The organism is Rahnella bruchi (assembly GCF_003614975.1).
GTDB classification, from domain to species: domain Bacteria; phylum Pseudomonadota; class Gammaproteobacteria; order Enterobacterales; family Enterobacteriaceae; genus Rahnella; species Rahnella bruchi.
The window spans coordinates 501,740-523,610 of sequence record NZ_QZWI01000001.1 but is presented as its reverse complement, the minus strand read 5'-3'; the positions used below and the strand labels follow the sequence as shown (position 1 = coordinate 523,610).

Genomic DNA, 21,871 nt, shown 5'->3' with positions numbered 1-21,871 from the left:
TCTTTAAAACCCCTCCCGGCCTCCCCCTTCGCAGGGGGAGGAGTAAAAGCACAGGTTTCAGTGCGGGGAGGGAGCTAACCAACACCAGGCTTTTATTAAAATAAATCATGAAAAAATACTTTATTACCGGCACGGATACCGAAGTCGGAAAAACCGTCGCCACCACCGCATTTTTGCAGGCAGCCGCACGCGCCGGACATAACACAGCCGGATATAAACCGGTGGCATCAGGCAGTGAAATGACAGGCGAAGGGCCGCGTAACAGTGACGCTCTGGCGTTACAGGCTTACAGCACAGTCGGATTGCGTTATGAAGAAGTGAATCCGTGCACATTTATCGAACCGACGTCGCCTCATATCGTCAGTGAACTGGAAAAACGTCCGATTAACCCGCAGGTGTTATCCGCTGGGTTACGTCATCTGGAACCACTGGCTGACTGGGTGGTGGTGGAAGGCGCGGGCGGCTGGTATACGCCGCTGACCGCGGATTATACCTTTGCTGACTGGGTTATCGCCGAGCAGTTGCCGGTCGTTTTAGTGGTGGGGATGCGCCTTGGCTGCATTAACCACGCCGTGCTGACGGCGCAGGCCGTCGCACAAAGCGGGTTGCATCTGGCGGGCTGGATAGCCAACGACGTGCAGGAAACGGGGACGCATCATCAGGCATATATGGATACGCTCACGCGTATGCTGCCTGCGCCGCTGCTGGGCGAGATCCCGTACCTGAGCGTCGATCTTGACGTTGATCTGGGGCAATATCTGGACCTGGATCGCCTCAGTCAGTAAGCCGTCAGACTGTCAGATAATTTTTGACTAACGTCTCATCGAGCTGGGCCAGCGTTCCCTGCGCAACGTTGCGGCCGCCATCGACCAGACAAAACCGGTCGGCCACGCTGCGGATAAACGGCAGTTTATGGCCGACCAGCAACAGTGTCAGTCCGAGGTCACGATTCAGGCGGTGAATAATATTGCCCATATTTGCCGCCATTGACGCGCTGGTGTGCTCGGTCGGTTCATCGAGTATCAGTAACTCCGGTTCCTGAACCAGCGCACGGCTGATCGCCAGCTGTTGCTGCTGGCTTTCATCGAGCTCTCCCGCCTTATGCGCACCCATCTCCTTTAATGTCGGAAACAGGTCATAGACTTCTTCCGGTACTCGGCGTGTCTTATTGCGGCTCGCCATCATGGCGATTTGCAGATTTTCATCGACACTCATTTGCGAAAAAATCTGCCGCCCCTGTGGCACATAGCCGATACCGATTTGTGCGCGGCTTTCTACCGGCAAATTCAGCAGACTTTGCGGTTCTTCATCGCGCGACTGCCAGGAAATAGCACCGCTTTTCACCGGGAGATGGCCCATGATGCAATTGACCAGCGTCGTTTTGCCCACGCCATTTCGCCCAATCAGGCAGGTGCACTGCCCGCGGTACAGTTCGAGATTGATGTCCCACAGAATATGTTTTTGCCCATAGTACTGATTAACGGATTTTACACTTAACATCAGACATACCTCCCTCATGGAGCTTTTCACCGGACAACATTTTGACGGCCACTGTCATGTTTCTGACATTTATGTTCCGCTGTATGTGCTTTCTACAGGGGAATCCTTCACGAAATCTCTTCAAAGGGTGAATTTGCAACTCTCAGGCCAAGTTTTATCAGGCGGTGATAAAAAGAGAGGTTACGCAGCTGTTAACAGCCATCATGCAGATGATTTAGGATTATTCATGAGTATTGTCAGGATTTTGAGATTCACCGTGATGAGCAAAAAAACAAAACTGCACTTTGGCAGTGCCAGCTTCACTGATTTTGGTGCAAGGTTTGCGCCGTTCAGAAGCTGAAAAATCCTGCTCAGCTGCACTTTTGGGTTTTGCAAGGAACATCCGCCCGGAAATCTAGGCAAAATAGGCATAAATAAGGAGATAAAAAAGATAAAAAATACCTAAAAAAGACCTCTCAGGCGCTGACCGAGCAAAATACGGTTTTTTACCAACTCCCGCCGCGCTTGGCGTGCTGAGACTTATCCACTATTCCTGTGGATAACCTTGTGCATGAGAGTAAGAAAAGTTGCTACAGACGAGTCAGGACGCGGGTTCCGCTCAGTTTGCCCGTATTCGCAGCTTTTTGATGATGCTGTTTTTAATCAATGAGTTAGTTAAAAGCAATACAGCCGTAATTCGTTCGTCATAGTTGTGTCAATCTTCGTCAAGCTGTGGTCAGAAAGTGAATAGTCGTCAATTTTTGGATAAAAATGTCTTCTGATGGTGAGAATTCTCATTTGGCTCAACCTAAAAAAGTGCAGTTACAGCAAGATGTTAAAACGGCTGCTGATTATATCGATTGGAAGCTGGTTTTATATACAGTATTATAGCCAGGGTAAAATCAGGGCTGGCAAAAATTGCGAAGTCTTTCATACTATTTTTCCTCGAACTGTTCACCGGTTCAGCCCGTAAGGCCTTGTGCATTTTCATTTCAGTCAGGTAGCCCGTCATGAGTAAAGAGTTCAAACTGCATTCCGAATTTAAACCGTCAGGCGATCAGCCTGAGGCGATACGCCGCCTGGAAGAAGGGCTGGAGAACGGTCTGGCGCACCAGACGTTGCTCGGGGTGACCGGTTCAGGCAAAACCTTTACCGTGGCGAATGTGATTGCTGATCTGAACCGTCCGACGATGGTTCTTGCCCCGAACAAAACGCTTGCGGCGCAGCTGTATGGCGAGATGAAAGAGTTCTTCCCGGAGAACGCCGTCGAATATTTTGTCTCCTACTACGATTATTATCAGCCCGAGGCATATGTCCCGAGCTCAGACACATTTATCGAAAAAGACGCCTCAGTGAACGAACACATTGAGCAAATGCGTCTTTCTGCGACTAAAGCCCTGCTGGAACGCCGGGATGTGATCGTGGTGGCATCGGTTTCTGCGATCTACGGTCTGGGCGATCCCGACCTGTATCTGAAAATGATGCTGCATCTGACCAAAGGGATGATTATCGACCAGCGGTCAATTCTGCGCCGACTGGCAGAGCTGCAATATGCGCGCAATGATCAGGCTTTTCAGCGCAGTACTTTCCGCGTGCGCGGCGAAGTCATTGATGTGTTCCCGGCGGAATCGGACGACCTGGCGCTGCGCATTGAGCTGTTTGATCAGGAAGTCGAGCGCCTGTCGTTGTTTGATCCGCTGACCGGTCAGGTTCAGCACGAAGTGCCGCGTTTCACCATCTATCCGAAAACGCACTACGTCACGCCGCGCGAACGTATCGTGCAGGCGATGGAAGAAATCAAAGTGGAGCTGGCTGACCGTCGCAAAGTATTACTGGCCAATAACAAACTGCTGGAAGAACAGCGCATCAGCCAGCGCACGCAGTTTGATCTCGAAATGATGAACGAACTCGGATACTGCTCCGGTATTGAAAACTACTCGCGATATCTGTCTGGCCGCGGACCGGGCGAGCCGCCTCCGACGCTGTTTGACTATCTGCCCGCCGATGGCCTGCTGATTGTCGATGAATCCCACGTCACCATTCCGCAAATCGGCGGCATGTACAAAGGTGACCGCTCGCGTAAAGAAACGCTGGTGGAATACGGCTTCCGTCTGCCTTCGGCGCTGGATAACCGCCCGATGCGTTTTGAGGAATTTGAAGCGCTGGCACCGCAAAGTATTTATGTCTCGGCGACGCCAGGTAAATACGAACTGGAGAAATCCGGTGACGATGTGGTCGATCAGGTGGTACGTCCGACCGGACTGCTGGATCCGATTATCGAAGTGCGACCTGTAACCACGCAGGTGGACGACTTGCTGTCTGAAATCCGTAAACGCGTGGCGATTAACGAGCGTGTGCTGGTCACCACGCTGACCAAACGTATGGCCGAGGATTTGACCGAGTATCTGGAAGAACACGGCGAGAAGGTGCGTTATCTGCACTCTGATATCGATACCGTCGAACGTGTGGAGATTATCCGCGATTTGCGTCTGGGTGAATTTGATGTGCTGGTCGGGATCAACTTACTGCGCGAAGGGCTGGATATGCCGGAAGTGTCGCTGGTGGCTATCCTTGATGCTGACAAAGAAGGCTTCCTGCGTTCAGAGCGTTCCCTAATCCAGACCATTGGCCGCGCGGCACGTAACCTCAACGGTAAAGCGATTCTCTACGGCGATAAAATCACTAACTCTATGGCCCGCGCCATTGAAGAAACGGAACGTCGCCGCGCCAAACAGGAAGCCCACAATCTGGAAAATGGCATCACGCCGATGGGGCTGAACAAGAAAATTTCCGACATTCTGCAACTCGGCCAGCCGAAGACCAAAAAGAATAAAGACAAACGCGATGCCGAAGCGGCGCAAACCTTCAAATCGCTTACGCCGAAAGCACTGGAGCAGCGCATCAAAGAGCTGGAAAGCAAGATGTATGCGCATGCACAAAATCTGGAATTCGAAGAAGCGGCCAACACCCGCGACGAACTCCATGCATTGCGCGAGCAGTTTATTGCCATTTCATAAACCTGAGATGCTAGACTGCGCGGCCTTAAATTTGAAAACGTAAACCGAAGAGCGAGCCAATGACTGATACACCACAAAACCCTGGCGCAGCGAAAGATCCGCTGCACGGCGTCACGCTGGAAAAACTGCTGACAACGCTGGTGGATAACTTTGGCTGGCCCGCACTGGCCTCGCAGGTCAATATCAATTGCTTTAAAAGCGACCCGAGTGTGAAATCCAGCCTGAAGTTTCTTCGCCGCACGCCGTGGGCGCGCAAGGAAGTAGAAACACTGTATCTGGATTTCATCGAAGGCCATCTGCGCCCGGATATGACCCGCAGCAAGCGCCGTACGCCGCTTTCTGCACAGGCACCGCAAAAGCCGAAAGTCAGTACCGCGACGCCCGCTGCCGATAGCCCGTGGAATAATCATCCGCTGGTGAAAAAGTAATTTACGCGCATTTCATTCTGGTCATTTGAGGGGAAAAGTCGTGCCTGAGCAAAACGTTCTTATCGTAGTGGATATGCAAAACGGGGTATTCGCTTCCCCGCGTTATGACCGCAGCGGACGGGGTGAGCGTATTAATCAGCTGATTGACCGGGCAGGGCGCGTTATTTTCATTCAGCACGCTGAAGGTGAGATGACCCAAGGCAGTGAATTCTGGCAGCTGTTACCTGAGCTTCATCAGCCCGAAAGCGCGATTTCTGTGACCAAAACGGCCTGTGACTCTTTCTATCGCACCACGCTCGACGCGGTACTGAAAGAACTGAATGCGACCCGTTTTACGGTATGCGGTTGTGCGACAGATTATTGTGTGGATACGACCATTAAAATAGCTGCCAGCAAAGGTTATGCCGTTACCGTCGCGTCTGACGCGCATACCACCGGTGATCGTACGCACGCTACGGCGCAGCAGCTGATCGGTCAGCATAATGAAGTCTGGCGTGAACTGTCGGTGCCGGGTAATCCGGTCATGGTCAAAACCACCGCTGAAATCCTGGCTGACTGGAAGTAAATTCCGTTTTCCGGACGCAAAAAAGGCCGCATCGCGCGGCCTTTCATATGTCTGCTCTTCAATAAATCAGAGCATCTTTTGTAGCGCTTCTTCGATGGCCGCACGCAACATATCGCGGTCATGACGATAGGGCACATCGCTGGCTTCGAGCGGGCTTTGAATAATCAGATGTTCCGCGGCGCTCCCGCCAATTTTCACTTTAGGCCCCACAATCGCCGCATCCGCGCGGCGGCCGATACGGGTTTCAATCATATCCAGTTTGTGATCCAGCGTCAGCGAGGCGGCAGCAACGCTCAGTTCTTTCCCCAGATTACCGATATACACAATGTGCGCACGGCTGCGACGCAGCGCAGTGGTGAGGTCTTTCATCAGCAACAACGGCATCAGGCTGGTGAAGAAACTGCCGGGACCAATCAGGATCAGGTTAGCTTCCGCAATCGCCTGCAACGCTTCGCGGGTGGCGGGCACCTGAGGTTCAAGCCGCAGTTCGCGCGGGATTTGCGTCAGCTTATCGACATTCACCTCGCCGTGAACGGTTTCACCGTTGGCGTCAATGGCAGCCAGATCGACCGGTTGTTCTGACATCGGGATAAGTTCTGCATCGACTTTCAGCAGACTTCGCACCAGATTGATCGCTTCGAGCGGACGCACGGTCAGGTGATCAAGCGCGCGCAGCATCAGATTACCCAGATTATGTCCGTCCAGTTCGCCCTGACCGCTGAAGCGATATTCGAACATCGCGGAAGCGAGGCTCGGCTCGGTAATCAGCTGATTCAGGCAATTGCGCATATCGCCCCAGGCAATGCCGCCTACTGAACGGCGGATGCGACCGGTCGAACCGCCGTTATCGGTGGTTGTCACGATGCCGGTCAGGCGCGGGCCAAGAGGAGAGAGGGAAGACATCACGCGGCCAAGCCCGTGACCTCCGCCTAATGCCACCACCCGGTCGAGATCGGCTAATGTTCGGTTGCGCATGGTTTTCCTTACAATGGGGAGTGGCGGTTAAGTCAGTTTCCTGCGGGGATTTTACCTAACTTTGCAACAAGATGTTATCACTTAACTGCACGACATTCGCACTCTCAGAGTATTCAAAATCAAGCGCTTTTAGTCTTGAAAATGCAGCCTTTTGTCGTTAAAAGTCGTTATATATCAAAATGCATAACGAAAAACCACCTTGGCGATCCGGACTTTGCGGCGTTAGAATATCCCCCGTTACCCCGTATTCATCATCAGTCCGCTATGGACGGGATGGATCAACTCCTAGCCCTGGTTCCTAAGTTGCCTTTCTGACGCAGTTCCCACAGAAACAATATGGAGCCCTGGCCGTGACAATAAGTCACCAGGGTGCACGGCAGAAATGCCCGCATCTCCCGTATTTGGAAAGGTGTTAAGGTGCTTCAACTTACTGATGCTTTTGCCCGCAAGTTTTATTACTTGCGGCTGTCGATCACTGACGTGTGCAATTTTCGTTGCACCTATTGTCTGCCGGATGGCTACAAGCCGCACGGGCACAGCAATAAAAGTTTTCTCTCGCTCGATGAAATCCGTCGGGTCAGCCGCGCGTTCGCTAATTTAGGAACGGAAAAAGTGCGCCTGACCGGTGGAGAACCGTCGCTGCGCCGCGATTTCTGCGAAATTATTGCCGCAGTGCGCGAAAATCCCTCCATCAAAACCCTCGCGGTGACCACTAACGGTTATCGCATGGCGCGTGATATCACTCAATGGCGCGATGCCGGTCTGACTAACATCAACGTCAGCGTCGACAGTCTTGATGCCCGCCAGTTTCACGCCATCACCGGCCAGGATAAATTCCGCGATGTGATGGCCGGAATCGACGCGGCTTTTGACGCCGGTTTCAGCAAGGTGAAAGTGAATACCGTGCTGATGCGCGACGTGAATCACGCCAGCCTGAACACTTTCCTCGACTGGATCAAAACCCGACCAATCCAGCTGCGTTTCATCGAACTGATGGAAACCGGCGACGGCGGCGACTTGTTCCGCAAACATCACGTTTCCGGCGAAGTGCTGCGCGAGCAACTGGTGCGTCAGGGCTGGCAGTTACAGGTTCGCTCCCGCAGCGACGGTCCGGCTCAGGTGTTCAGTCATCCGGATTATCTCGGTGAAATCGGTCTGATCATGCCGTACGAAAAGGACTTCTGTGCCAGCTGTAACCGGCTGCGCGTGTCTGCCATCGGCAATCTGCACTTGTGTCTTTTTGGCGAGCAGGGCATTCCGCTGCGCGATTTATTGGCCGACGACATGCAGCAGGACGATCTGATGGACCGCATTCAGGGCGGCCTGAGCCGCAAAAAACAAACTCACTTCCTGCATGAAGGCAATACCGGAATTACCCAGAACCTGTCGTTTATCGGCGGCTGAGTCCGGCATTAATCGTTTAAGGAGCAAACTGATGAGCAAAGCCAGCAAAGAGTTTTTGCCTTTATCTGTCGCGATCATGACGGTTTCCGACCGCCGCACCGACGCTGAAGACACCTCCGGGCATTATCTGAAAGAAGCGGTCACCGAAGGCGGACACCATGTGGTCGCACAGCAAATCGTCAAAGAGAGCATTTACAGCATCCGCGCTGTGGTTTCGGCGTGGATTGCCGATGAAAAAATTCAGGCGATTTTGATTAACGGCGGCACCGGTTTTAACGCAGGCAACAATACGCCTGAAGCGCTGAAACCGCTGTTTGACCGCGAAATTGAAGGCTTCGGAGAGTTATTTCGCATGGTGTCGTTTGAAGATATTGGCACCTCGACCATTCAGTCGCGCGCTATTGGCGGCATCGCCAACCAGACGGTTATTTTCGCCATGCCCGGTTCAACCCGCGCCTGCCAGACCGCCTGGGACAACATCATCGAAGCGCAACTCGACGCCCGTCAGGGGCCGTGCAATTTCACTCCACATTTGAAGAAATAAGAATGTCTGAACTCACACACATTAATGCTTCCGGTGACGCGCACATGGTAGATGTCTCCGGTAAAGCCGAAACCGTTCGCGAAGCCCGCGCGGAAGCCTTTGTTGAAATGTCTGCCGACACGCTGGCGATGATTATTAACGGCAATCATCACAAAGGTGATGCCTTTGCCACGGCGCGTATCGCCGGAATTCAGGCAGCGAAAAAGACCTGGGATCTGATCCCGCTGTGTCATCCTCTGCTGCTGACTAAAGTGGAAGTGAATCTTGAAGCGCAGCCGGAATATAACCGCGTGCGTATCGAATCCCGCTGTCGCCTGAGTGGTAAAACCGGCGTGGAAATGGAAGCGCTGACGGCGGCTTCCGTGGCGGCGCTGACCATTTACGACATGTGTAAAGCGGTTCAGAAAGATATGGTGATCGGTCCGATCCGTCTGCTGGAGAAAACCGGCGGCAAATCGGGTGACTTTAAGGTGGAAGGTAAGGCAGGCGTATGATTGATATTCTCTTCTTCGCGCAGGTGCGCGAACTCACCGGCACTTCCTGCCTGCAACTTCCGGCAGAATTCCCGACGGTGGAAGCATTACGCTCCTCACTGACCGAACGCGGCGATCGCTGGGCGCTGGCGCTGGAATCCGGCAAATTACTGGTAGCCGTCAATCAGACGCTGACTACCATGGCGCATCCGCTGACTGCTGGCGATGAAGTGGCCTTCTTCCCGCCCGTCACAGGAGGCTGATATGGATCAGACGAAAATTATTGTGGATGCTGCGCCTTTCAGTGTCGGAGAAGAATACAACTGGCTGGCGCAATCTGACGCCGACGGTGCCGTAGTGACGTTTACCGGTAAAGTTCGTAATCACAATCTGGGCAGTCACGTTAGTGCGTTAACGCTGGAACATTATCCCGGAATGACCGAAAAAGCGCTGGCGGAAATTGTCGCCGAAGCTCGTACCCGCTGGCCGCTGCAACGTGTTTGTGTTTATCATCGTGTCGGCCCGATGTATCCGGGCGATGAAATTGTGTTTGTCGGCGTGACCAGCGCCCATCGCGGCATGGCATTTGAAGCCAATGAATTCATTATGGATCACCTGAAAACCCGCGCCCCATTCTGGAAACGTGAAGCCACGGAAGAGGGTGACCGCTGGGTTGATGCCCGTGACAGCGATAAACAGGCAGCGGCTCGCTGGTAAATAGCGACTCAACCGCACGCAGACCTCCCATGCTTTTCTCTCTATCTGTGATACGCTTTAAAAATCGGGAGGCTGTTTTGGCCTCATTTTTCGTCCTCCATGCAAAAGGGTAATCATCATGGATCGATATCCACGCAGTAATGGTTCAATTGTCGAACGCGCGAATACCGGCATTCAGGCGTACATGGCGCAAGTGTATGGCTGGATGTTCTGTGGTTTGCTGCTGACCGCCTTTGTGGCCTGGTACGCTTCCGGTTCTGAGAAAATCATGAGTTTTGTTTTCTCAAGCCAGATTACTTTCTTTGGTCTGATCATCGCGCAGCTGGCGCTGGTCTTCGTGATTTCCGGCATGGTGAAACGCCTGAGCGGTACCGTCGCCACCGCCTTGTTCATGTTGTATTCCGCGCTGACCGGGCTGACGCTTTCCAGCATTTTCCTGGTCTACACCGGTGACTCAATTTTCGGTACCTTCATTGTTGCCGCCGGTATGTTTGGCGCGATGAGTGTGTACGGTTACGTGACCAAGCGCGACCTGACCGGCATCGGCAGCATGTTGTTCATGGCGCTGATCGGCCTGCTGCTGGCATCACTGGTGAATATGTGGCTGAAAAGCTCCGGCCTCGCGAACATCATTTCGTACGCCGGTGTGCTGATCTTTGTCGGTCTGACTGCGTATGACACGCAGAAGCTGAAAAACATGGGTGCGCAGTTGTCTGCTGATGATCGCGATAACTTCCGCAAATACTCCATTGTTGGCGCACTGACGTTGTACCTTGATTTCATCAACCTGTTCCTGATGCTGTTGCGGATTTTCGGCAACCGTCGCTAAGAGTTTTTGATTTCAAATGTAAGAAAGGGGCACTGAGAAGTGTCCCTTTTTTTATGCCGGCTGGTGAGGTTTATTAGCTCCCTCCCCTGCGAAGGGGAGGGTTGGGGTGGGGTATAAAGGTCAAAAAATGAATGCTGAAGTGTGCAGGGATAATGGTGTCAGCCCTTAAAACCCCCTCCCGACCTCCCCCCTCGCATGGGGAGGAGCACATCAAACCCTGACTCTTCCCGTCGGCACCTGCCGGAAACTCCACCAAACCTGAACGGTGTTAAATAACACCAGAATCGCCGTAACGATAAACACCCAGCGGAAGCCGAGCAGCGCTGAGGCGCTTGAACCAATTAGCGGGCCGACCACGTTGCCGAGATACATAAAGGACTGGTTATAACCAAATATCCGGCCAGTTACCTGGTCGCTGCTGTACTTCACCAGCAGCGCCTGTACCGCAGGCATCAGCGCGCCATCACCGAAACCGAGCATGAAACGCAAAATACCCAGCTGGGTCGGGGTGTTAATCAGTGCCATCAGGCAGAACAGAATGAAACAGAAGACCAGTGCGGCGATGAGAATGCGGTGTGCGCCGATGCGGTCGCCGAGTTTGCCGAGTTTCGGGGCAGCCATCAGCGCGGAAACGCCCGGTACGGCGGCAATCACGCCGCTGATAAAGGCGATGTTACTGGTGTCCGACGAAAGCTCGCGGATAAACAGCGTCAGGATCGGGCTGATGGAACCATTCGCCAGCTGAATCATCATGGTGGTGACGAACAGGCTGACGATAAGCCACGGATAGGGCAGTGTGGTGAATACCGCTTTACCGCTCAGACGGTTGGCTTTAGTGACTGGCACCACGCGCTCTTTGATCAGGAATAACGTGATCAGGAAACTGATAAACAACATGCCGCTGGTGACGAAAAACACTGTGCGCAGGCCGAGATGGTCGGCCATAAAACCTCCCAGCAGCGGGCCGATGATCACGCCAGATACCTGTCCGGTAGACAACGTGCCCAGCGCCCAACCGCTTTTATCACGTGGCACCTGTGAGGCGACCATCGCCATCGCATTAGGAATGTAACCTGACGTCAGCCCCATCAGCGTGCGCAGAATAAACAGCTGCCAGACGTTGGTAGCAAAACCCTGCAACATCATGACGATCGCCATCCCCAGCGCCGCACGTAACAACATCAGTTTACGGCCTTTGCGGTCAGCGAGGCTGCCCCAAAGAGGTGCCACGATGGCAGAAACCAGGAATGTGCCGCTAAATACCAGCCCTGACCACAAGCTCAGAGATTCGTGAGACGTCACACCCAGTTGTTCAATATAAAGCGGTAAAAAGGGCAGGATCTGACTCATTGCCATGCCGGTAAAAAAACAGCCGAGCCAGACGGAGATTAAATTTAGTTTCCAGGTTTCCATGTTGCAGCGGTGTGGCCTTATGGATAAGAAGAGAGGGCTGCCGAAAGCATAGCAAGCGAATCCATATAGCGGGGAGCAAAAAGTGGGAACATATTGATCAGGTTTATAATTGATTATCCTGTGTCAACATTTGGGATTATCTCGACAGATTATGCCGCCGGAAAACGCCACCGGAGTCAGTCTCTGTAACCGCCCGTTACAGGGCCGGAGGAGATAAGTTCACGCTCTGCGGCGTTTTATGATAGAATCGCCCCAACTGGCGCACTGCAGTTTGTGCCGAATCCTCGTGGTAATGCCTCATTTGCCTCGTCTGATCATCCACTCTTGAAACTGCACCGAACCCCGTTCGGGTTAGAGTGGACTGGAGCTTTTCCTTATATGTCATTTGATTCCCTCGGCTTAAGTGCCGAAATTTTGCGTGCTGTTGAAGAACAGGGCTATCGCGAACCTACGCCTATTCAGCGTCAGGCTATTCCTGTCGTGCTTGAAGGTCGTGACCTGATGGCGAGTGCGCAGACCGGTACCGGTAAAACCGCTGGTTTTACCCTGCCGCTGCTTAATATGCTCAGCCATACCAACGCGCAATTCAAAGGACGTCGCCCTGTTCGTGCGCTGATCCTGACCCCAACCCGCGAGCTGGCGGCGCAGATTGGTGAAAACGTACAGGCTTACAGCAAATACCTGACCCTGCGTTCTCTGGTGGTATTTGGTGGTGTGAGCATCAACCCGCAGATGTTGAAACTGCGCGGTGGTGTGGATGTGCTGATCGCAACGCCTGGTCGTTTGCTGGATCTGGAACATCAGCGTGCTGTTGATTTGTCTCAGGTTGAAATCCTGGTGCTGGACGAAGCTGACCGCATGCTGGACATGGGCTTCATTCATGACATCCGTCGCGTGCTGGCGAAACTGCCTGCCAAGCGCCAGAATCTGCTGTTCTCCGCGACTTTCTCTGATGAGATTAAAGGTCTGGCGAGCAAGTTGCTGACTAACCCTGCTTCTGTCGAAGTGGCGCGTCGCAACACCGCTTCTGCGCAAATTGAACAAAGCGTTCACTTTGTTGATAAGAAACGTAAAAGAGAATTGCTGTCTCAGATGATTGGCGAAGGCGACTGGAAACAGGTGCTGGTCTTCAACCGTACTAAACACGGCGCAAACCATCTGGCAGAGCAGCTGAATAAAGACGGCATCACTGCCGCCGCTATTCACGGCAATAAAAGTCAGGGCGCACGTACCCGTGCACTGGCCGATTTCAAAGCCGGTTCAGTCCGAGTGCTGGTTGCGACCGATATTGCCGCGCGCGGTCTGGATATCGATATGCTGCCGCACGTGGTGAACTACGAGCTGCCAAACGTACCGGAAGATTACGTTCACCGTATCGGCCGTACCGGTCGTGCGGAAGCCACCGGTGAAGCGATTTCTCTGGTGTGCGTTGACGAACACAAACTGCTGCGTGATATCGAACGTCTGCTGAAACGTGAAATTCCACGCATCGCGCTGGAAGGTTACGAGCCAGACCCGAGCATCAAAGCTGAGCCGATCATTAATGGTCGTCAGGGCAGCGGCGGCGGCGGTCGTGGCGCGCCACGTCAGGGCCAGCGTCCGGGCGCACCGCGTTCAGGTGCTCCACGTTCCGGCGCTCCGCGTCAGGGCGGCAATGCGCAGCGCAGCGGTACCTCTGAAAATCGCGGTTCAGAAAACCGTGGTTCTGCCGAAAACCGTCCGGCACGTTCGCGTCCGGCTCATGCAGGCCAGCGTCGTACCGGCAATGCAGGCAGCGGCAACAAGTAATTGTCATCACTGCTCTGCAATCAAACCGCCTTCACCGGCGGTTTTTTTTCGTCTGTCATCTGGTCAGGAACTTAGCGGATCACATACGCGCAGCGGCGCGCGCCCTGCAAAATATGCTCGGTGCGCTGCACGTCAGCGTCCAGCACATCGCTAAATACATCGCGTTCCGCCCGGCAAAATCCCTGACAGGTCGTCGCTGCGGCGCAAATCGGGCAGTGATTTTCGACGAACAGATAACTGCCATCTTCCTGCAATGTCCAGTCCGCCATATAGCCTTCACGGGTACGGATATCCGTCAGCCTTTGTAATTTTTCTTCTATCGACACCGCACCGCGCATCGCCTGCCGATAGTTTTCCTGCGTGATTTTTTCCCGCGAGGTGATGAGCTGGTCCAGCGCCGAATCGCCAAGAGAAGTGCGGATCAGCTGCAAAAGTTGTACGGTGAGATCGGCGTGTGCATCGGGGAATCGCGCATGACCTGCGGCGGTCAGTTGCCAGTATTGCGCAGGACGGCCGACACCTTGAGAAACGGCTTTGGCTTCCACCAGACCTTCTTTCGCCAGCTTCACAAACTGCTGTCGCGCCGCTTCTCCGGTGGTGCCCAGCAGATGGCCGGCATCACTGGCCTGTAATTCCCCGCGCGTTTTCAGCAGCATCAGCAGGCGTTCTGCCACGCTTTGTCTGACGTCATTTTTATTTTCCAAGTCATTGCTTGACATATTACCTCGGCGGGTTCTAGATTACGTAAAACATATTCCAAGTAATTTCTTGTTTTAATCATACCATAACCACAACGCGCTTCAATGCGTGGAAAGCATAAACCAAAGGGATGCAGAGAAATGTCGGGAAGTCAGAACGGATGGGCGGATTTATTCAGCGCAGAAAATCGGGGGAGCGCCATCACCCTGAGCGCCGGTGTCGCGCTTTACGCCACCAACAGTTATATCGTAATCACCATTTTGCCCTCGGTGGTGCAGGATATAGGCGGGCTGGCATGGTATGCGTGGAACACCACGCTCTATGTCGTGTGCTCCATTCTCGGCTCGGCGCTTTCCGCGCGACTGATGCGTACCGCCGGGCCGCGCGGCAGCTATCTGATGGCCACCGGCATTTTCATTGCCGGTGCTGCAATCTGTACGGCGGCTCCCAATATGCCCGTGTTATTGCTCGGACGTGCATTGCAGGGGTTAGGCGGCGGATTCCTGTTCGCGCTTTCCTACGCAATGATCAATCTGCTGTTTAAAGAATCCCTCTGGCCGCGGGCCATGGCACTGATTTCTGCCATGTGGGGAATTGCGACGCTGATCGGTCCGGCGGTAGGCGGGATCTTCGCAGAACTGCACGCCTGGCGCTGGGCGTTTGGTTTGCTGCTGCCGGTCACCTCTTTGTTCGGGCTGTGGGTGTGGCGGATATTGCCAAAAGCGCAGCGTGAGAAACAGGCTGATGAGCCGTTACCGCTGATGCAGCTGGCGTTGCTGACCGGCGCGGTGCTGGTAGTTTCTGCCGGGAGTCTGTCATCCGAAGGCGGGATTAACCTGCTCGGATTCGTGATTGCGGTGGTGATGATTTTGATTCTGCGTCACCGGGAATTTACCGCTGATGTCAGGCTGCTGCCGCGCAATGCGCTACGTCGTTCATCTCCGCTTTACGGTTTGTATCTGGTCATGAGCCTGCTGATTATCGGTCTGGGCTGCGAGCTGTTTGTGCCTTATATGCTGCAACATTTGCACGGTCAGGCTCCGCTGGCGGCCGGTTACATCACGGCAGCAGCGGCAGCAGGCTGGACGTTAAGTGAAGTGGCAAGCTCCGGCTGGACGGGCCGCCGGGCCGACAACGCCATTGTTTGCGGGCCGGTAATTCTCGCCGCCGGTTTGATTTTACTGCTGTTCACCGTGCCCGTCGCCTTTGGTCTGCCGTGGCTGAATATCAGTGGCGTAGTCCTCGGACTGACGCTGGCCGGTTTCGGCATCGGACTTGGCTGGCCGCATTTGCTGACCCGCGTGTTGCAACAGGCACCGGAGGACGATCGCGAAAAAGCCGGGGCATCGATCACCGTCGTCCAGTCCTTTGCTTCAGCGCTCGGTGCGGCACTGGCGGGCACCGTTGCAAACTTCGCGGGAGTGAGTCAGGGCGATACCGGCGCGGCTAACGCGGCGTTCTGGATGTTCCTGTTGTTTGCCATACCGGCATTTCTGGCCGTCTGGATTGCGTGGCGTTCAGTAAAAGCCCGGCGGGCCAGCGGCATTGCACCGGAACACCTGAGCCGCGATTTGTCGCAGGGGTAATTGCCCGCCGGCGGGCCATGCGGTAATCTTGCGCGTCATTTTTAAAGGTTGAATTGCGATGCGCGTATTACTGGCTCCGATGGAAGGTGTGCTTGATCCCCTGGTTCGTGAACTTCTTACTGAAGTGAACGACTACGATTTGTGCATCACTGAGTTTGTGCGTGTGGTCGATCAGCTGCTGCCCGCCAAAGTTTTCCATCGCCTGTGCCCCGAATTACATCATGAAAGCCGTACGCCTTCCGGCACACGGGTGCGCGTGCAGCTGCTCGGACAATATCCGCAATGGCTGGCTGAAAATGCTGCTTTTGCCGTCGAGCTGGGTTCTTACGGTGTCGATCTCAACTGCGGTTGTCCGTCAAAAATGGTTAACGGCAGCGGCGGCGGCGCGACGCTACTCAAAGATCCCGAGCTGATTTATCAGGGCGCGAAAGCGATGCGTGCTGCGGTACCGGCACATCTTCCTGTGACGGTGAAAGTACGTCTCGGCTGGGATTCACTGGAGCGCAGCTTCGAGATTGCCGATGCGGTGCAACAGGCCGGTGCTACCGAGCTGACCGTTCACGGACGCACCAAAGAAGACGGCTATAAGCCGGAGCGCATTAACTGGGCGGCGATTGGTGAAATCCGTCAGCGGCTGAGTATTCCGGTGATCGCTAACGGTGAGATCTGGGATTACGAAAGCGGTCAGGCCTGTATGCAGACCACCGGCTGTGATGCCGTGATGCTGGGGCGCGGTGCACTGAATATCCCGAACCTGAGCCGCGTGGTGAAGTACAACGAACCGCGTATGCCGTGGCCGGACGTGATGACGTTGTTGCAGAAATACACCCGTCTGGAAAAGCAGGGCGATACCGGTTTGTATCACGTTGCGCGTATCAAACAGTGGCTGAGCTATTTGCGTAAAGAGTACGAAGAAGCGACAGAGTTGTTTACTGAAATCCGTGTGCTGAAGACGTCAAAGGAGATTGCTGAACGCATCAACCGGTGATCTTGCTCCAGGACGTTTGTTACCTGATCGACAATCAGTAAGTTTTACTCCATCACCAGAAAGGCGCTTAACGGCGCCTTTTTCTTTTGTGCAGGGCTCAGATTGCTTTGAAGGATGCGCGAAGGGGATCAATACTCAGATCAATCTTCTGACAAATCATCACTTTCCGGAGTCACAAAAAATGAATCATCCATCCGCTGTAATCGGCGCAGCGCCGCAGGCTTCAGACACTCAAAGCACCGGTTTTTACCGGCTGAAAGTCGGGGATGTCACAGTGACGGCTATTTCTGACGGTTCGATGAAAATGCCGCTTGAGAAATTGCTGACCAATATCTCGGTAGAAGATATCAGGCAGCGTATGACACAAGCGGCAATGCCCACGGAAATGGATGCGTCAGTGAATGCGTTCGTGGTGGATACCGGCGATCAGCGGATTTTGATTGATACGGGTGCTGGCGCACTGACCGGCTATACCGGTGGTCATTTGCAAAATCATTTGCGCGCGGCGGGCTATCCGCCTGAGAGTATTACGCTGGTGTTGCTGACGCATATTCACAGCGACCATTGCGGCGGTGTTTCACTGGACGGCGCACCGGTATTCACGCAGGCGCCGGTGAAAGTTTCACAGGAAGACGCCACCTACTGGCTCGCTCGCGACAATCTTGATGATATTCCTGAAGGCCGCCACCGTTCATTCAATAATGCAAAACGAGTAATGACACCGGTTCAGGATTCCGGAAAATTGCAGACTTTTACCGCACCTGCGCAGGTTCATCGGCTGATCCGCGCTATTCCTGCGCCGGGACATACGCCCGGCAGCGTGATGTACCTGCTGGAAAGCGGAACGGAGAAGATGCTGTTCTGGGGCGATATTATTCATGCAGAGCCGGTACAAATGCAGGAACCTGCGGTGGCGATTCAATTTGATATCGATCAGAGTCAGGCGATCAGAACCCGCGAGCAGGCGCTTAGCGATGCCGCAGAATACGGATATCTGGTGGGAGCCGCGCACATTGCATTTCCGGGGACAGGAAGGGTAGAGCGTCTCGGAAAAGGTTATCGCTGGGTCCCGACCAATAGCTGACGGTTTAGAAAGTTGTCATGTGGGGAATGTTACAGCATATTTTGTAAATTGCGGATTTGCATCAAGAGACGCAATTCAGTGCAATCTTACGCAAGTGTTCACTTACTCGCCGTTCCACGGTTTGCGGGCGCTGGTGACAGACTTTGTGACAAATAGAATTGAAAATTGCGGGTGCTAAGACTATTCGCGTCACTTATAATTCCGCCCGCTGTTTCGACATAACTTAATGACAACTTTCTAAATACAGAGCAATGCATGTGAAAATCCGTCTTCTGGTTCTGAGCTTATTAGCCTTAAATACAGGCATGTTGTCTGCACCTGCCGCCTTCGCAGCAAAGCAAGAGCAGGCTGTCGCCCCTATTGTTCAAATTGCTTCCGGCAGCGCCATGGTGGTGGATCTGAAAAGCCACGAAGTGATTTATTCCCGAAATCCTGATGAGGTGAGGCCGATTGCCTCCCTGACAAAACTGATGACCGCGATGGTTACGCTGGATGCGAATCTGCCGCTCGACGAAGTGATTAACGTCGATATCAGCAATACCCCTGAAATGCGCGGCGTATTCTCGCGCGTTAAACTCAACAGCGAAATTACGCGTCGTCAGATGATTCAGCTCGCGCTGATGTCTTCGGAAAACCGTGCAGCGGCCAGCCTCGCGGCACATTATCCGGGCGGCTATTCAGCATTCATTAAAGCCATGAATGTCAAAGCGAAATCGCTGGGAATGACCCATACGCATTATGTCGAACCGACCGGTTTGTCGCCGCATAACGTGTCCACCGCACGCGATTTAACCCGTCTGCTGCTGGCTTCCCAGCGCTATCCGCTGATCGGCCAGCTGAGCACCACCGCTGAAAAAACCGCGGTCTTCAGCCATCCGGCCTATGCGTTGCCGTTCCGTAATACCAATCATCTGATCATGAATCCGTCCTGGAGCATTCAGCTGACCAAGACCGGATACACCGATGATGCAGGGCATTGTCTGGCGATGCGCACCACTATCAATGGCAAACCGGTGACGCTGGTCGTGATGGATGCCTTCGGTAAATTTACTGCCTTTGCGGATGCCAACCGTCTGCGTACCTGGATGGAAACCGGCAAAACCGTGCCCGTTCCGCAGATTGCGAAGAACTACCGTAAGCAGAAAGAGCAGCAAAAAACACAGCCATCTGTCGAAGAAGCTGACGACTGATCAGATGATAGAAATGAAAAAGTCCGGCCACAGTGCCGGACTTTTTTTTGCAGGGCAGAAAATCGTAATCAGAAAATCAGTTTAAACACCCCTGTGAGGGTCAGTAAGCCGACGATAAAGATGATGGCGATGATCCACAGAATAATTTTCATGTTATCTCCTTAACACTCTCTTCAGTCGTCATCGGCCGTCAGGCTAAGCCAATGATATTCCTTATCAGTATAGCTTCTGTCCACATTTCTGCTTTTGCCCGTCGTCTTCAGGCCAGCGCCGCTCGCAAACCACATTCGGGACTGGTGAAGGGTTTGCCCATTTGTGTCAGCTGCGCTGCACCGGTCATTGAAGCCTGAGCGAGCACCACACAGGCTGCGCCTTTCAAATATTGCGCATCTGCCGCTGCCGCGATGGTCTGTAAATATCCGGCCAGATCTCCCTGCTTAAACTTTTCCCAGGCGCCCGCCACCAGACGGATTTCAAGCTGTGCCAGTGGATGTTTTTCTACCTGCATGAACAGCTGACGCGTCGGCTCCAGCGTCGTTTCGACGGCACACAGCGCGACAACATTTCCTGCGGTTTTCATAGCCCGTACTGCCAGCGCCTGATCGACACGCATAACGGGCACCGCAGCTGTTTCTGCCGCAAGCGTGGCGGCCGAACCCAGCGTCGAACAGGTCAGTAAAACGCGGTCGGCATTTTCACTCAGGGCCAGCAGAACCTCTGCGGTTTGCTGAAGAATATCCGCCGTCAGTCCGCCTGCCTTTTCGGCTGCCGCGAGTAAATCAGGTCGGGATACATGCACGAACTGATGCTGACTTAGCCCGAGCTCCTGCGCTGTATTTTCGAATACCGCAATATTGCTGTCCGCCGTATGTAAACAGGTGATACGCATGTGATTCTCCTGAGGAATGCCTGTTTCTACGTTAATGATTTTTTAACCGGTGTGCAGTCTTTTTCGCCTGAAAAAATTTGTTAATTAGTGTACTAACTCAATACCAATTAAATAATACATTGATTTAAAATACTTAAATCACGTACCAATTGATACAAAATATCTTACTTCGCCTACCATTTTCGTATAATCTCCGTCACAAAATAAAAGCCCACCACAGATGCGGGTACTTACCCGTAAGGCCCCTTCAACAGGAGCTGTATCGTGAAGCGCAGACATTTTCTGACCTCTATGGCGGTGCTTTTATTCAGCACCGCGCTGAAGGTTAAAGCCAAAATTTTCTCCGGCGGTATGCTGTGGATTACCCATTCGGTTCGTCCGCCAATAAACCGGCGGCGCCTGCATGGGCGATGATCCGAAAACCAGCGCGGTAAACCGCTATCTGCATACCCGTCAGGGCATAGGTGACTGGAGCAAAGACGACTCTGTGCCTTTAGCAACAAATTCTGCGATGGCCAACGGTAAAGATCTCTACGCCGATAACTGCGCCGCCTGTCACCAGAATTCGGGTGAAGGTGTTCGAAATAGGGTACCTGCGCTGAAAGGCAATAACGGTGTTCAGGCCACCGAGCCGACTAACATTCTGCATGTGCTGATGAAGGCGGGCAGGGTGCGGCAACGGTCAGTAATCGACCAGCGCGGATATGCCAGAGTTTGGCTGGAAGCTGACCGATCAGCAGATGGCGGATGTCAGTACATACATCCGAAACGCATGGGGAAATCAGGCTCCGGCGGTCAGTAAAGGTGATGTGGCCAAAGCCCGTAAATCTCAGCAGGGCGCATCGGCGTTGCATAATCCCACACAGCAGTAAACGAAGAATAACGTAAGCATTTAAATTTAAAGGGCCTCGTAAGAGGCTATTTTTGTTGGTTTTATTCATCATCCAAATGTAAGTTTTCGAAGCATAGATACATAAGCAGTAGTAGGTTAATCGAGAAGGAAATTGATTTGATATGGTTATTCATACAGCGCAAACTCCGCCTCAGATTAAGAATTTCTAAACAGGGAAAGCTTATGTGAGGGACAACAGCCATGTATCAGCTCAGCACAATGGATATCTCGCCCGTCAATCCGATGCTCTATTTTCCCGGCGCCCACGCATGGCCGGAAGAACACAAAGGAAAATTGCTCATGGAAAAGCTCATGCAAAATCAGATCAACAACATTGAAAAACAAGGAATCAAAAACGGTGAGGAAATTGCCGGACTGAATCTGCGTGTAGAGAAAGTGGAGCAGCAGGTCAGTCATCTGACTGAAGTCGTCATCGATACTAATCTCCGGGTCGGCAAACTGGAATATCAAATGGTCACGCTCACTGACGCGGTGACAGATATCAGTGTGCGAGTAGGAAAAACGGAACAGAGCATTTCCCGCATCGACGGGCATCTGCTGAGAATTGACGATCATTTTGTACATATCGACAAACAGTTTGACCAGGTGGATAAGCAATTTGAAAAGATAGATAAGCAGTTTGAACGAGTCGATAAGCAGTTTGAGCGGGTCGATAAACAGTTTGAAAGGGTTGATAAGCAGTTTGAGCGTATGGATGAGCGCTTTGAGAAGATCGAAACTTCAATGACTTCGATGCAGACAATGTTTTACGGGCTTATGATCAAACAGACTCGCTGGATTATCAGCATGATGCTGGTATTGGTAGGTGTGACATTTACAGCCGCCCGCTTTATGCATTAAAGGCGGCATGCTGCGGTCAATTGCTGATTTCGATGCGTTGGGCGCAGCAG

General features: G+C 53.1%; 25 protein-coding genes and 1 riboswitch. Of the genes, 19 read left to right on the top strand and 6 right to left on the bottom strand.

Annotation, left to right across the window (positions count from 1 at the left end; all coding sequences use genetic code 11):
• The first annotated feature begins 107 nt into the window (after positions 1-107).
• Entirely contained in the window at positions 108-785 is a 678-nt protein-coding gene (gene bioD, locus D5398_RS02570; protein WP_415838526.1) for a dethiobiotin synthase, read from the top strand.
• A 4-nt stretch (positions 786-789) separates the two neighbouring features.
• Here bioD and D5398_RS02565 read toward each other — a convergent pair whose 3' ends face one another.
• Entirely contained in the window at positions 790-1,500 is a 711-nt protein-coding gene (locus D5398_RS02565) for an ABC transporter ATP-binding protein (protein WP_120506206.1), read from the bottom strand.
• A gap of 16 nt (positions 1,501-1,516) precedes the next feature.
• On the opposite strand from D5398_RS02565, the gene D5398_RS25410 reads away from it, so the two are divergent.
• From D5398_RS25410 to D5398_RS02550, 4 genes are all read left to right on the top strand, one after another.
• Positions 1,517-1,840, top strand: coding sequence for a hypothetical protein (locus D5398_RS25410; protein ID WP_162940707.1), 324 nt, complete (start codon positions 1,517-1,519; stop codon positions 1,838-1,840).
• 649 nt (positions 1,841-2,489) lie between these two features.
• Positions 2,490-4,496, top strand: coding sequence for an excinuclease ABC subunit UvrB (gene uvrB / locus D5398_RS02560; protein ID WP_120506205.1), 2,007 nt, complete (start codon positions 2,490-2,492; stop codon positions 4,494-4,496).
• A gap of 59 nt (positions 4,497-4,555) precedes the next feature.
• Positions 4,556-4,924 carry a VF530 family protein gene (locus D5398_RS02555; protein ID WP_120506204.1) on the top strand — a complete coding sequence of 123 codons (369 nt, stop codon included), beginning with the start codon at positions 4,556-4,558 and terminating at the stop codon, positions 4,922-4,924.
• 40 nt (positions 4,925-4,964) lie between these two features.
• Positions 4,965-5,489, top strand: a complete 525-nt coding sequence (locus tag D5398_RS02550) for an isochorismatase family protein (protein ID WP_120506203.1) — start codon at positions 4,965-4,967, stop codon at positions 5,487-5,489.
• A gap of 66 nt (positions 5,490-5,555) precedes the next feature.
• Here D5398_RS02550 and D5398_RS02545 read toward each other — a convergent pair whose 3' ends face one another.
• Positions 5,556-6,464, bottom strand: a complete 909-nt coding sequence (locus D5398_RS02545; protein WP_120506202.1) for a gluconeogenesis factor YvcK family protein — start codon at positions 6,462-6,464, stop codon at positions 5,556-5,558.
• Positions 6,465-6,734: 270 nt separating this feature from the next.
• Positions 6,735-6,892, top strand: a riboswitch (molybdenum cofactor riboswitch).
• Between D5398_RS02545 and moaA the strand changes: the two genes are divergently transcribed.
• The 6 genes from moaA (at position 6,882) to D5398_RS02515 (ending at position 10,431) form a co-directional block, all read left to right on the top strand.
• Entirely contained in the window at positions 6,882-7,868 is a 987-nt protein-coding gene (moaA, locus tag D5398_RS02540; RefSeq protein WP_120506201.1) for a GTP 3',8-cyclase MoaA, read from the top strand. Its footprint overlaps the riboswitch before it by 11 nt.
• 31 nt (positions 7,869-7,899) lie before the next feature.
• Positions 7,900-8,412, top strand: coding sequence for a molybdenum cofactor biosynthesis protein B (gene moaB / locus D5398_RS02535; RefSeq protein ID WP_120133681.1), 513 nt, complete (start codon positions 7,900-7,902; stop codon positions 8,410-8,412).
• A gap of 2 nt (positions 8,413-8,414) precedes the next feature.
• Positions 8,415-8,906, top strand: a complete 492-nt coding sequence (gene moaC / locus D5398_RS02530) for a cyclic pyranopterin monophosphate synthase MoaC (RefSeq protein ID WP_120506200.1) — start codon at positions 8,415-8,417, stop codon at positions 8,904-8,906.
• A complete protein-coding gene (moaD, locus tag D5398_RS02525) occupies positions 8,903-9,148 on the top strand; it encodes a molybdopterin synthase sulfur carrier subunit (RefSeq protein WP_120506199.1) in 246 nt (81 codons plus the stop codon). The genes moaC and moaD overlap by 4 nt, the downstream gene beginning before the upstream one ends.
• Position 9,149: 1 nt before the next feature.
• Positions 9,150-9,602 (top strand): molybdopterin synthase catalytic subunit MoaE, encoded by a 453-nt coding sequence (moaE, locus tag D5398_RS02520; RefSeq protein ID WP_120506198.1) that lies wholly within the window; start codon positions 9,150-9,152, stop codon positions 9,600-9,602.
• Between the two features lie 118 nt (positions 9,603-9,720).
• Complete coding sequence (locus D5398_RS02515; RefSeq protein WP_120506197.1) at positions 9,721-10,431, top strand: Bax inhibitor-1/YccA family protein; 711 nt, start codon at positions 9,721-9,723, stop codon at positions 10,429-10,431.
• Positions 10,432-10,641: 210 nt separating this feature from the next.
• Here the strand turns inward: D5398_RS02515 and D5398_RS02510 are convergent, their stop codons facing one another.
• Positions 10,642-11,844 carry a multidrug efflux MFS transporter gene (locus D5398_RS02510; protein WP_341868496.1) on the bottom strand — a complete coding sequence of 401 codons (1,203 nt, stop codon included), beginning with the start codon at positions 11,842-11,844 and terminating at the stop codon, positions 10,642-10,644.
• A gap of 378 nt (positions 11,845-12,222) precedes the next feature.
• Between D5398_RS02510 and rhlE the strand changes: the two genes are divergently transcribed.
• Entirely contained in the window at positions 12,223-13,632 is a 1,410-nt protein-coding gene (rhlE, locus tag D5398_RS02500) for an ATP-dependent RNA helicase RhlE (protein WP_120506194.1), read from the top strand.
• Positions 13,633-13,703: 71 nt separating this feature from the next.
• Here rhlE and D5398_RS02495 read toward each other — a convergent pair whose 3' ends face one another.
• Positions 13,704-14,351: a helix-turn-helix transcriptional regulator gene (locus D5398_RS02495; protein WP_120506193.1), complete on the bottom strand. Its 648-nt coding sequence runs from the start codon at positions 14,349-14,351 to the stop codon at positions 13,704-13,706.
• Positions 14,352-14,471: 120 nt separating this feature from the next.
• Here D5398_RS02495 and D5398_RS02490 point away from each other — a divergent pair, with 120 nt between their 5' ends.
• The 4 genes from D5398_RS02490 (at position 14,472) to pbpG (ending at position 19,179) form a co-directional block, all read left to right on the top strand.
• The gene (locus D5398_RS02490; protein WP_120506192.1) at positions 14,472-15,917 is read left to right on the top strand and encodes an MFS transporter; all 1,446 of its coding nucleotides are present in this window, start codon (positions 14,472-14,474) and stop codon (positions 15,915-15,917) included.
• A 58-nt stretch (positions 15,918-15,975) separates the two neighbouring features.
• On the top strand, positions 15,976-16,905 hold the full coding sequence (dusC, locus tag D5398_RS02485; protein WP_120506191.1) for a tRNA dihydrouridine(16) synthase DusC: 930 nt from the start codon (positions 15,976-15,978) through the stop codon (positions 16,903-16,905).
• A gap of 181 nt (positions 16,906-17,086) precedes the next feature.
• Positions 17,087-17,989, top strand: a complete 903-nt coding sequence (locus D5398_RS02480) for an MBL fold metallo-hydrolase (RefSeq protein ID WP_120506190.1) — start codon at positions 17,087-17,089, stop codon at positions 17,987-17,989.
• A gap of 251 nt (positions 17,990-18,240) precedes the next feature.
• Positions 18,241-19,179 (top strand): D-alanyl-D-alanine endopeptidase, encoded by a 939-nt coding sequence (gene pbpG / locus D5398_RS02475; RefSeq protein ID WP_162940706.1) that lies wholly within the window; start codon positions 18,241-18,243, stop codon positions 19,177-19,179.
• 68 nt (positions 19,180-19,247) lie between these two features.
• Here the strand turns inward: pbpG and D5398_RS25885 are convergent, their stop codons facing one another.
• Both D5398_RS25885 and D5398_RS02470 read right to left on the bottom strand, forming a co-directional pair.
• The gene (locus D5398_RS25885; protein ID WP_019105993.1) at positions 19,248-19,331 is read right to left on the bottom strand and encodes a small membrane protein YohP; all 84 of its coding nucleotides are present in this window, start codon (positions 19,329-19,331) and stop codon (positions 19,248-19,250) included.
• 107 nt (positions 19,332-19,438) lie between these two features.
• A complete protein-coding gene (locus D5398_RS02470; protein WP_120506188.1) occupies positions 19,439-20,068 on the bottom strand; it encodes an Asp/Glu racemase in 630 nt (209 codons plus the stop codon).
• A 264-nt stretch (positions 20,069-20,332) separates the two neighbouring features.
• Between D5398_RS02470 and D5398_RS02465 the strand changes: the two genes are divergently transcribed.
• The 3 genes from D5398_RS02465 to D5398_RS02455 all read left to right on the top strand — a co-directional run bounded on the left by D5398_RS02465 (position 20,333) and on the right by D5398_RS02455 (position 21,821).
• Complete coding sequence (locus D5398_RS02465; RefSeq protein ID WP_244216703.1) at positions 20,333-20,482, top strand: hypothetical protein; 150 nt, start codon at positions 20,333-20,335, stop codon at positions 20,480-20,482.
• Positions 20,472-20,870 (top strand): c-type cytochrome, encoded by a 399-nt coding sequence (locus D5398_RS02460; protein ID WP_244216702.1) that lies wholly within the window; start codon positions 20,472-20,474, stop codon positions 20,868-20,870. Before D5398_RS02465 ends, D5398_RS02460 begins: the two co-directional genes overlap by 11 nt.
• Positions 20,871-21,161: 291 nt before the next feature.
• Complete coding sequence (locus tag D5398_RS02455; RefSeq protein ID WP_120506187.1) at positions 21,162-21,821, top strand: hypothetical protein; 660 nt, start codon at positions 21,162-21,164, stop codon at positions 21,819-21,821.
• The last annotated feature ends 50 nt before the right edge of the window (positions 21,822-21,871 follow it).